General features: G+C 66.4%; 10 protein-coding genes and 1 pseudogene. 9 read left to right on the top strand and 2 right to left on the bottom strand.

From position 1 onward, the window contains the following. The 5 genes and pseudogenes from sufC to B4M62_RS03625 form a co-directional block, all read left to right on the top strand. A pseudogene (gene sufC, locus B4M62_RS03605) lies at nucleotides 1-313 on the top strand (Fe-S cluster assembly ATPase SufC); the annotation flags it as partial. Nucleotides 314-346: 33 nt separating this feature from the next. Next, entirely contained in the window at nucleotides 347-1,636 is a 1,290-nt protein-coding gene (locus B4M62_RS03610) for a SufS family cysteine desulfurase (protein ID WP_290705300.1), read from the top strand. A gap of 2 nt (nucleotides 1,637-1,638) precedes the next feature. Beyond that, complete coding sequence (gene sufU / locus B4M62_RS03615) at nucleotides 1,639-2,118, top strand: Fe-S cluster assembly sulfur transfer protein SufU (RefSeq protein WP_290705304.1); 480 nt, start codon at nucleotides 1,639-1,641, stop codon at nucleotides 2,116-2,118. Continuing rightward, entirely contained in the window at nucleotides 2,115-2,468 is a 354-nt protein-coding gene (locus B4M62_RS03620) for a metal-sulfur cluster assembly factor (protein ID WP_290705307.1), read from the top strand. Before sufU ends, B4M62_RS03620 begins: the two co-directional genes overlap by 4 nt. 170 nt (nucleotides 2,469-2,638) lie before the next feature. Next, nucleotides 2,639-3,085 (top strand): lipoprotein LpqH, encoded by a 447-nt coding sequence (locus tag B4M62_RS03625; RefSeq protein ID WP_290705310.1) that lies wholly within the window; start codon nucleotides 2,639-2,641, stop codon nucleotides 3,083-3,085. Nucleotides 3,086-3,091: 6 nt separating this feature from the next. On the opposite strand, the gene B4M62_RS03630 is transcribed toward B4M62_RS03625, so the two are convergent. Beyond that, nucleotides 3,092-4,138, bottom strand: a complete 1,047-nt coding sequence (locus tag B4M62_RS03630) for an NAD-dependent epimerase/dehydratase family protein (RefSeq protein ID WP_290705313.1) — start codon at nucleotides 4,136-4,138, stop codon at nucleotides 3,092-3,094. A 122-nt stretch (nucleotides 4,139-4,260) separates the two neighbouring features. On the opposite strand from B4M62_RS03630, the gene B4M62_RS03635 reads away from it, so the two are divergent. Both B4M62_RS03635 and B4M62_RS03640 read left to right on the top strand, forming a co-directional pair. Then, a complete protein-coding gene (locus B4M62_RS03635; protein ID WP_290705315.1) occupies nucleotides 4,261-5,040 on the top strand; it encodes an ABC transporter ATP-binding protein in 780 nt (259 codons plus the stop codon). 143 nt (nucleotides 5,041-5,183) lie between these two features. Then, nucleotides 5,184-6,059, top strand: a complete 876-nt coding sequence (locus B4M62_RS03640) for an AIM24 family protein (RefSeq protein ID WP_290705318.1) — start codon at nucleotides 5,184-5,186, stop codon at nucleotides 6,057-6,059. A 29-nt stretch (nucleotides 6,060-6,088) separates the two neighbouring features. Here B4M62_RS03640 and B4M62_RS03645 read toward each other — a convergent pair whose 3' ends face one another. Further along, entirely contained in the window at nucleotides 6,089-6,529 is a 441-nt protein-coding gene (locus B4M62_RS03645; RefSeq protein WP_290705321.1) for an META domain-containing protein, read from the bottom strand. 97 nt (nucleotides 6,530-6,626) lie between these two features. Between B4M62_RS03645 and secA2 the strand changes: the two genes are divergently transcribed. Together secA2 and B4M62_RS03655 are read left to right on the top strand one after the other, a co-directional pair. Continuing rightward, a complete protein-coding gene (gene secA2, locus B4M62_RS03650; RefSeq protein ID WP_290705324.1) occupies nucleotides 6,627-9,071 on the top strand; it encodes an accessory Sec system translocase SecA2 in 2,445 nt (814 codons plus the stop codon). Nucleotides 9,072-9,080: 9 nt separating this feature from the next. Then, a partial coding sequence (locus B4M62_RS03655; protein ID WP_290705327.1) for a CDP-alcohol phosphatidyltransferase family protein occupies nucleotides 9,081-9,681 on the top strand: 601 nt, incomplete at its 3' end.

Raw genomic sequence — 9,681 nt, forward strand, 5'->3', positions numbered from 1 at the left:
CGGCGAGAAGAAGCGCCACGAGATTCTGCAGCTCGACCTGCTCAAGCCGAAGATCGCCGTTCTCGACGAGACTGATTCGGGTCTGGATGTCGACGCGCTGCGCATTGTCTCCGAAGGCGTGAACCGTTACAAGGCGAAGGAAGACGGCGGCGTCCTGCTGATCACGCACTACACGCGCATCTTGCGGTACATCAAGCCCGACTTCGTGCACGTCTTCGTCGACGGGCGCATCGTCGAATCCGGTGGCGCCGAACTCGCCGACGAGCTCGAGGACAAGGGCTACGAGCGCTTCACCAGCGGTGCGACCGCGTAGGTCCAATCCGACCACACCGAACAGGAGGCCCCCGTGAGCATCGCCCAGGAGAACACCGCAGCGACGTCGGCACACCTCGACGTCGTCGGCCTGCGCGCGGACTTCCCGATCCTGAACCGCCGGGTCCGGGACGACAAGCCGCTGGTCTACCTGGATTCCGGTGCGACTGCCCAGCGTCCGTTGCAGGTCCTTGATGCCGAGCGTGCCTTTCTGCTCAACCACAATGCGGCCGTGCACCGCGGCGCTCACCAGCTGGCCGAAGAGGCGACCGACGCCTACGAGCACGCGCGCGAAACGATCGCCCGATTCGTCGGCGTGGGTTCCGACGAGATCGTCTTCACCAAGAACGCGACTGAGTCGCTCAATCTGGTTGCGTACGCCTTGTCCGACGATCGGGCGGCCGAGGTCTTCCACGGCAAGCCGCTCGGTCCGGGCGACACCATCGTCGTGACCGAGCTAGAACATCACGCCAATCTGGTTCCGTGGCAAGAAATGTGCCGCCGTACGGGGGCAACGCTGCGCTGGTACGGGGTGACCGACGACGGTCGCATCGACCTGGACTCGCTGTCCCTCGATTCGTCGGTGCGGATCGTTGCGTTCACCCATCAGTCCAACGTCACCGGGGCGGTCGCCGACGTCGACGAGTTGGTTCGCCGTGCGCGGGAGGTGGGTGCGCTGGTCGTCCTCGACGCCTGCCAGTCGGTGCCGCACATGGCCGTCGACTTCGCCGCGCTCGACGTCGACTTCGCGGCCTTCTCCGGGCACAAGATGTTCGGACCCTCCGGCGTCGGTGTCCTCTACGGGCGGTCGCGGCTGCTCGAGCAGTTGCCGCCGTTTCTGACCGGCGGGTCAATGATCGAGACGGTGACGATGACGGGCTCGACCTATGCGGCACCGCCGCAGCGGTTCGAGGCCGGCGTGCCGATGACCTCGCAGGCGGTCGGACTTGGTGCGGCGGTCGACTACTTGAATTCGCTGGGCATGGCCGCGGTTGCCGCCCATGAACACGAGTTGACCACCGTGGCGCTTGAGAAACTGGGACGGGTGGCGGGTCTGCGGATCGTCGGCCCCACCGACGCGGTCGACCGCGGCGGCGCGGTGAGCTTCGTCGTGGACGGCGTGCACGCGCACGATCTCGGTCAGATCCTCGACGACGAGGGCGTTGCCATCCGGGTCGGGCACCATTGTGCGTGGCCGCTGCACCGGCGTTTCGGTATCGCCGCGTCAGCGCGCGCCTCGTTTGCCGCCTACAACACGCTCGACGAGGTGGACCGCCTGGTGGCCGCGATCCTCCGGGCGCAAGAGTTCTTCGGGAGCCGCTGACCATGCGGATGGAGCAGATGTACCAGGACGTCATCCTGGACCACTACAAGCACCCGCATGGTCGTGGTCTGCGCGATCCGTTCGGTGCGCAGGTGCAGCATGTGAATCCGACATGTGGTGATGAGGTGACGCTGCGCGTCGCGCTCTCCGCGGACCACACCCGGGTGGCCGATGTCTCCTACGACGGCCAGGGTTGTTCGATTTCCCAGGCGTCGACCTCGGTGCTCTATGACCAGCTCGTCGGCTTGCCCGTCGACGAAGCGCTTCGGGTATTGACTGCCTTTACGGCGATGATGACTTCGCGCGGCACCGATGCGGGCGACGATGAGGTGATCGGTGATGGCGTCGCCTTCGCCGGCGTCGCCAAATACCCGGCGCGGGTGAAATGTGCACTGTTGGGCTGGATGGCGTTCAAGGACGCGGTGAGCCAGGCAGTGGCCGATGCGCCCGAGTCCAGAATCAGAGAAGAGGAACTGACATGAGCAACGCAGAGCCGCAGAGCGAGCCGACCACCTCGTTGCCCCAACTCGACGACGTCGAAGAGGCGCTGCGCGACGTCGTCGATCCCGAGTTGGGGATCAACGTCGTCGACCTGGGCCTGGTGTACGGGATGGACGTCGACGCCGATGCGGTGGCCAAGATCGACATGACGCTGACGTCGGCGGCCTGCCCGCTGCAGGACGTCATCGAGGATCAGGCGCGTGCCGCGCTGGTCTCGAGCGGGCTGTGCACCGACCTGGACATCAACTGGGTGTGGCTGCCGCCGTGGGGTCCGGAGAAGATCACCGACGACGGCCGGGAACAGCTGCGCGCGCTCGGCTTTACCGTCTAGCATCAGACCTGATCGAGGCGGCGACGCCGCCGACGACTGGGCGGTCGCGCGCTCTCGTCGCCGTCGCGAGGACTCGTCGGGGTGCCGATGGTCGTTCAGCTCGACCAGCTGCCGACGCATCATCGGCGAGTTTGAGGCAGGGTTCGTGCCCGCCGTCTAAGCTGATCCGCATGCGCAAACGCCACATCGTCTCAGTCCTCGGCGCGGGTGCTCTCGCCCTCGCCCTGTCCGCGTGCAACTCCGTCGACAACCCCATCGCACCGGGCGGCGCGGCCTCGGTCAAGGTGGACGGTCGGGCGCTCGATCTGCCGAATGCGAGTGTCGGATGTGTCAACAGGGACGGGCGGGTGCACATCTCGGTCGGTTCGGAGACCGGCAACGGCGGGGTTTCCGCAGTGGTCACCGCCGGGGACCAGCCACAGGTCATCTCGGTGGGACTCGGCGCGGTTGACGGCGTCACACTGGGTTACATCTCCGGCATTCCCGGTACTGCTCCCGCGGCAGCGAAGAAGGTCATGAAGACTTACACGATCACCGGGGAGGCGACCGGGATCAATCTGGCCAACCCGCTGCAGCCGTCGCGCCGGCAGTTCGAGATCAAGGTCCGCTGCCCGTAGGCGAAGTCAGCTGCCAGCCACGGTGGCGGGGGTTTCGCGGCCCGCTCGCTGGAGGCGCGCCGACCCCAGACGTCCAGTCTCGGCAAAGAAGTCGACGAGGTCGGCGATGGTCTGCCGGTTGGGTCGGGGTGTGTAACCGAGTTCATCGCGTGCTTTGGAGATGTCGATGGTCGGCGCGGCCTGGAGCGCCGCGAGTGACGCCCGGGAGACGAGGTCGGAGCCGAACAGATGCCCGATCGGCTCGATCAGAGTGATCACGACGTTGAGCACCGACGTCGGGATGGCGAACTGCGCCCGCGGCCGCCCAGTCAGCCGGGCGGCCTCACGGAGGGCATCGATCAGGCGGACGTGCTCGCCGCCGATGATGTAGTTCTCACCTGTGCGGCCACGCTCACCGGCGAGGATGAGTCCGCGCGCCACGTCGCGCACGTCGACGAGGTCGAACGCACCGTCGATGAAGACTGGGACGAAGCCGCGGGCAGCATCGCGCAGGATGCCGTTGATCCGCGACAACGGTCGGCCGTAGGTTCCGTCGGTCGGGCCGTAGACCCCGCTGGGATTGACGATGACCGCGTCGAGGCCGTCGGCGATGACTGCGCGCAGCTTCTGTTCGCCGGCCCACTTGGAGCGGTCGTAGACCGGGATGGCCGTATCCGTCGAGCGCGGGGACGATTCGTCGATGTGGCCGCCGCAACTGTACTGGTCAAAGGAATGGATAGAGCTGCAGTGAACGAAGCGTTCGACCCCCGCGGCGAGGGCGGCGCGCGCCACGGTGGTGACTCCTTCGGTGTTCACCCGCCATGCGATCGGGTCTTCCTGCTTGAGGGTGATCATCGCGACGAGGTGGTAGACTCGGTCGACGCCGGCAAAGGACGCAGTCAGCGCATCGGCGTCGAAGATGTCGACCTCGCGCCATTCGCACCGCTGCGCCGGATGCCGCTGCTCCGACGGTATGTCGCGATCGATCGCCACGACGTCGTGACCGTCGGAAATCAGCTCGTCGATCAGGTTTGTCCCGACGAAACCGGCTGCGCCGGTCACGGCTACGCGCATGGATCACTCCTCAGAATTAGAACGTGTTCTAGTTAGAGTACGTGGCCGGCGGGACTCTGTCATCTCGGTGCGCGTTGTGGCCTCCGTCGAACTGGGTGCTGGGGGTCGCCTACCGTTGGAGTGTGAGCGCAGTGCTGGATCTCCACGATGTGACGTTTCGCCGTAACGGGGTGGAGATTCTGCACGGCATCGACCTGCGGGTCGAGCAGGGTCAGCACTGGGCGATGCTGGGCCGCAACGGGGCCGGCAAGAGCACCGTCCTAGGCTTCTGCGCTGCTCGCGCACACCCGACGGCGGGGACTGTCGCGGTCCTCGGCCATCAGCTCGGGCGAGTCGACGTGGCCCAGATCCGCAAACATATCGGCCACGTCGACCCGCGACACCGCCTCTCCACGCCATTGACGGCGCGTGAAGTGGTGCTGACCGGGGTCACCGGCACAATCGACGTGCCGATGCGCTGGGTACCCACGGCGGCCCAGATCGCACGGGCCGATGAGTTGCTCGCCGAGGCGGGCGTGATCGCGCACCGTGATTCCGTGTGGCAAACGATGTCGCAGGGCGAGCGCGGGCGCACTTTGATCGCGCGGGCCCTGATCGCGGCTCCGCGACTGCTGCTCTTGGACGAGCCGACGACGGGCCTCGATGTCGCGGCCCGCGAGCAGTACCTCGCGACGATGGACCGGATGGCCGCCGGCAACCCGGACATGACCTCGGTGCTGGTCACTCACCACCTCGAGGAATTGCCGACGAGCACGACACACGCAGTGCTGATCGCCGACGGCCGGGTGACGGCGGCCGGCTCGGTGGCGGCGACCCTGACCACTGAGGCGGTGACCGGAGCATTCGATCACCCCATCGCCGTGACGCACGACGGCGGGCGGTTCTCGGCTCGGGCGCGGTAGGCGACCCGAACAGACGCCAGGTGCGAGGTAAGCGGCGGAGAGGGTGGAGCGGCTCGGCCAGTAGGGTGGCCGATAAGCCCGAAAATCGCGCGCGACGGGCACCGGTGCGCGCGGGGGTCCCGAACCGTGAAGGAGTGAGCAGCGTGGCCGGAGAATGGCGTCCCGATCCGAGTGGTCAATACGAGGTTCGGTGGTGGGATGGTCAGCAGTGGACCGACCAGGTCGGCAGTGGTGGACAGGTGTTCACCGCACCGCCGGTGGTACCACATGCACCCCTGCAGCCAGCCCAGCCAACCGGTCATCCGCCCCAGGTGCAGCCGACCGCTCAGCCGATGTCGTTGGCCGACTCGTTCGCCGGCATCCGTGGTGACCTGGTCGATGGCCGCTACAGCGAGAACGAGGAATCTGCCATCGCCAAGCAGAACCAGCGCATGCTGCGGGTGCGGGTCGGCGACCCGTTCTTCGCCCGCCAGGGGGCCATGGTCGCCTACCAGGGCAACGTCGAGTTCACCTTCGAGGGCGGCGGTGCCTCGCGCTTCATCAAGAAGGCCCTGACCGGCGAGGGACTGCCGCTGATGCGGTGCACGGGTCAGGGCGATGTGTTCCTGGCCGACCTGGCCAAAGACGTCCACCTGCTCCAACTGGAGAATTCGGCACTGTCGATCAGCGGCAAGAACGTCCTCGCCTTCTCGGCCGGTCTGGACTGGAACATCGAACGGGTCAAGGGCGGCAGTATGCTGACCGGCGGTCTGTTCAACACGTTGCTGCGCGGCACCGGATGGGTGGCGCTGACCACCGACGGCCCACCGGTCGTCCTCAATGCCGCCGAGGCGCCGACGTACGCCGATACCGACGCCATTGTGGCGTGGTCCGCGCATCTGCAGACGCACCTGGTCTCGAGCATGAAGGCCAGTGCGCTGATCGGACGGGGTTCGGGCGAGGCCGTGCAGGTCGCCTTCACCGGCCAGGGTTTCGTGATCGTGCAGCCATCGGAGGGGATCAACTTCCCGGTGCAGTGAACCGCCGGGGAGTGTCGCCGTCGGTCTCGTCAGCGGGGCGGGGCAGTGCGCTCCTCGCGCAGTTCGACCCGCTCGGATGCGGTGTTCAGAGTCAGTGCCGTCCCGGACACCCGGTAGTGCGGAGCCATCTTGGTGAACGCCGACGCCCACTCGTCGGCGCGGTCGCGCGGCGGGGGACAGGCCATCATCGTCGACGCGAGACGGGAGAAGTGCAGTCGTCCGTCGCGTGCCGTCGCGGTGCCCATCATCCGGTTACAGCCGGCGCTCAGGCTTACGCGGTCCTTTTCGCCGAAGGTGATGGTCAGCGGGCCGCCACCGGGTATCGGCATCGGCAGCACCGACGTCGAGGTGAACGAGCGGCCGACAAGGCCGGGCACCGCGCCGGCGGGCGCTGGCGCAGCGAACAGTACGGCTCCGACTACCCCGGCCACAGCGACCGCCGCCGGGGTGCGGATGGCGATGTACGGCATGGACTCACAGTACCGCCGAAGCCGCCGTCGGTCACCGGATGCGACAGTGCGCTACCGTGGGACGCTGACGGAATCAACTCAGGAGACGGATTAGCCGGTGGGCAAGCTTTCCAACACGATGTGGCGGCTCCTTGGAGCCCAGAGTGGCCGCAACCAGTCCAAATCAGTGGCGCTGATCAAGAAGGCCGCCGACCACGACGACTGGGCGGCGGGTTTCGACGACGACGGGTTCGCGGCAGCGGCCCGCGAACTGGACATCGCCACCGATCTCGCTGATCGCGCCAAGTTCTTGGCGCTGGTCCGTGAGGCCGCGGACCGAGCATTGTCATTGCGCCCCTATGACGTGCAGCTACAGGGGTCCTTGCGCATGCTTGAGGGCGACGTCGTCGAGATGGCCACCGGTGAGGGCAAGACGCTCTCCGGGGCGATTGCCGCCATCGGTTACGTCCTCCTCGGTCACAAGGTCCAGGTGATCTCGGTCAACGACTATCTGGCCGGCCGGGACGAAGCGTGGATGCGCCCGCTCTTCGACATGTTCGGTATCAGCGTGGGCGCCGTCGCCGAGTCTTCGACGGCGTCGGAGCGCAAGGCCGCCTACGAAGCCGACGTCACCTACGGTTCGGTGAACGAAATCGGCTTCGACGTCCTGCGCGACCAACTGGTCATCCGTGAAGACGATCTCATCGCACCCCAACCCGATGTCGCGATCATCGACGAGGCCGACTCGGTCCTTGTCGACGAGGCCCTCATTCCGCTCATCTTGGCCGGATCGGCGACCGGTGAGGTCGCCGACGCGGCGATCGCCGACGTGGTGTCGCGCATGAAGCCCAAGCACTACGAGATCGATACCGAGGGCCGCAACATCAGCCTTACCGACGAAGGTGCCGCCTACGTCGAGGACGAACTCGGTGTGAACCTTTACAGCGAGGCGCATGTGGGGACCACGCTGGTCCACACCAATATCGCGCTCTACGCCTACTACTTGCTCGAACGCGATGTGCATTACATCGTCCGCGACGGACAGGTGAAGCTGATCAACGCGTCGCGCGGTCGCGTGGCCCAGTTGCAGCGCTGGCCCGACGGTGTGCAGGCGGCGGTCGAGATCAAGGAGCGTCTGGACCAGACCGACTCGGGTGAGGTCATCGACACGATCACCGTGCAGGCGCTCATCGGCCGATACCCGAGGGTCTGCGGTATGACCGGCACCGCGCTGGCCGCCGGCGAGCAGTTCCGGCAGTTCTACGACCTCTACGTCTCGCAGATCCCGCCCAACACCGAGAACGTCCGGGTCGACGAGCATGACCGTGTCTACGACACCAAGGCAAACAAGGTCGAGGCGATCGTCGACTTCGTTACGGAGATCCATGAGATCGGCCAGCCGATCCTGATTGGCACCCACGATGTCGCCGAATCCGAGGAGTTGGCGTACTTCCTGGAGAAGGCCGGGGTGTCGTGCGTGGTGCTCAATGCCAAGAACGACGCGGAGGAGGCGACGATCATCGCCGACGCCGGCAAGCTCGATGCGGTCACCGTGTCCACGCAGATGGCTGGGCGCGGTACCGATATCCGCCTCGGCGGCTCGGAGGCGACGCCGGCAGAGCACGACGAAGTGGCCGAACTCGGCGGGCTTTGCGTGATCGGAACCGGGCGCTACGACACCGAACGCCTCGACAATCAGTTGCGCGGACGCGCCGGCCGGCAGGGCGACCCGGGCACGTCGGTGTTCTTCTCCTCGTTGGAAGATCCGTTGGTGACGCGCAACCTCTCCTTCAAGCGCGATCCGGAGTCCTCCGAGCCCGATGGTTCGATGGGATCGCGTGGGGTCGAGTTGATCGAACAGGCGCAGCGGGTCGCAGAGGGGGTGATGCTCGAACTGCACGCCAATACGTGGCGCTACAACACCCTGGTCAACCAGCAGCGCGACATCATCGTCGCGCGCCGCATGGCCTTATTGCGCACCGATGAGGCGTTGACCGACCTCGCTGAGCTGGAACCGGTCCGCTACCAGTCCCTGCTTGACGGGCACCTCCCGGCGCCGGCCAAGGCCGAGCAGAAGGATGCCGAGCAGAAGGACGCCGAGGCGCCGGACGGTGTCGATGCCGCCGACGTGACAGCCGCCGACGATGGTGCCGATCTCGACGGCATCAGCGACTTCGGCCCGGTGACCGAGAAGGTCGAGAAGCCGGTTCTGGCGCAGGCGGCGCGCGAAATCATGCTCTTCCACCTCGACCGGGCGTGGAGTGACCACCTCGCCTATGTCTCCGATGTCCGTTCGAGTATCCACTTGCGCGCTATCGGCCGGGAGTCGCCGCTCGACGAATTCCACCGGCTGATCCTCGCCGAGTACACCAGACTGCCGGCTGAGGCCATCGCGGCGGCGCGCAAGACGTTCCGTGCGGCCACCATCACCAACGACGGGGTGGACCTCGGCAGTGCGGGTGAGCACCGGGCCACGTCGACCTGGACCTACATGGTCCACGACAACCTGTTCTCCTCGGGCGGCGCCAAGATGCTGCAGGGCATCATCGGCGTCTTCCGCTAGGCGTCTCGAGTGTCGGGGGATGGGTCGCGCAGCGATCGGGTAGTCACCGTGCCGAATGCACTGAGCGTGTTGCGGCTGGCGCTGGTTCCGGTCTTCCTCTACGTGCTGCTCGTCGTGAAGGCCGACGGATGGGCGTTCGCCATCTTGATGGCGTCGGGGCTGTCCGATTGGCTCGACGGCAAGATCGCGCGATGGCTCGATCAGTCGTCGGCACTTGGCGTGTTACTCGATCCTCTCGCCGACCGGGTGTACATCATCGCGATTCCGTTGGCGTTCGGGGTCCGTGGATTTATTCCGTGGTGGATCATCGGGTTGATCGTCGCCCGCGACGTACTGCTCGCGGCACAAGTCCCGTTGCTGCGGCGCCGCGGGATCGTCGCGCTGCCGGTCCTCTATGTCGGTAAGGCGGCCACCTTCGCGTTGATGAGCGCCTTCCCGTGGATCCTGCTCGGGCAACTCGACACGCTGGTGGGGCGGATTGCGCTGCCGTTTGGCTGGGCGCTGCTCATTTGGGGCGTCGCCCTGTATCTGTGGACTTTCGTCCTCTACTGGTATCAGACCTTCAGTGTGGTGCGCGGCAACGCCGGACCGGAGACCCTCAGTTCGCCCC

Source organism: Gordonia sp. UBA5067 (genome assembly GCF_002414845.1).
Classification (GTDB): Bacteria; Actinomycetota; Actinomycetes; order Mycobacteriales; family Mycobacteriaceae; genus Gordonia; species Gordonia defluvii.

What these genes read in the sequence shown, in the direction of transcription:
- sufU (WP_290705304.1), top strand. Translation starts at nt 1,639, where the DNA reads ATGCGGATGGAGCAGATGTACCAGGACGTCATCCTGGACCACTACAAG.
- B4M62_RS03620 (WP_290705307.1), top strand. Translation starts at nt 2,115, where the DNA reads ATGAGCAACGCAGAGCCGCAGAGCGAGCCGACCACCTCGTTGCCCCAA.
- B4M62_RS03625 (WP_290705310.1), top strand. Translation starts at nt 2,639, where the DNA reads ATGCGCAAACGCCACATCGTCTCAGTCCTCGGCGCGGGTGCTCTCGCC.
- B4M62_RS03630 (WP_290705313.1), bottom strand. Translation starts at nt 4,138, where the DNA reads ATGCGCGTAGCCGTGACCGGCGCAGCCGGTTTCGTCGGGACAAACCTG.
- B4M62_RS03645 (WP_290705321.1), bottom strand. Translation starts at nt 6,529, where the DNA reads ATGCCGTACATCGCCATCCGCACCCCGGCGGCGGTCGCTGTGGCCGGG.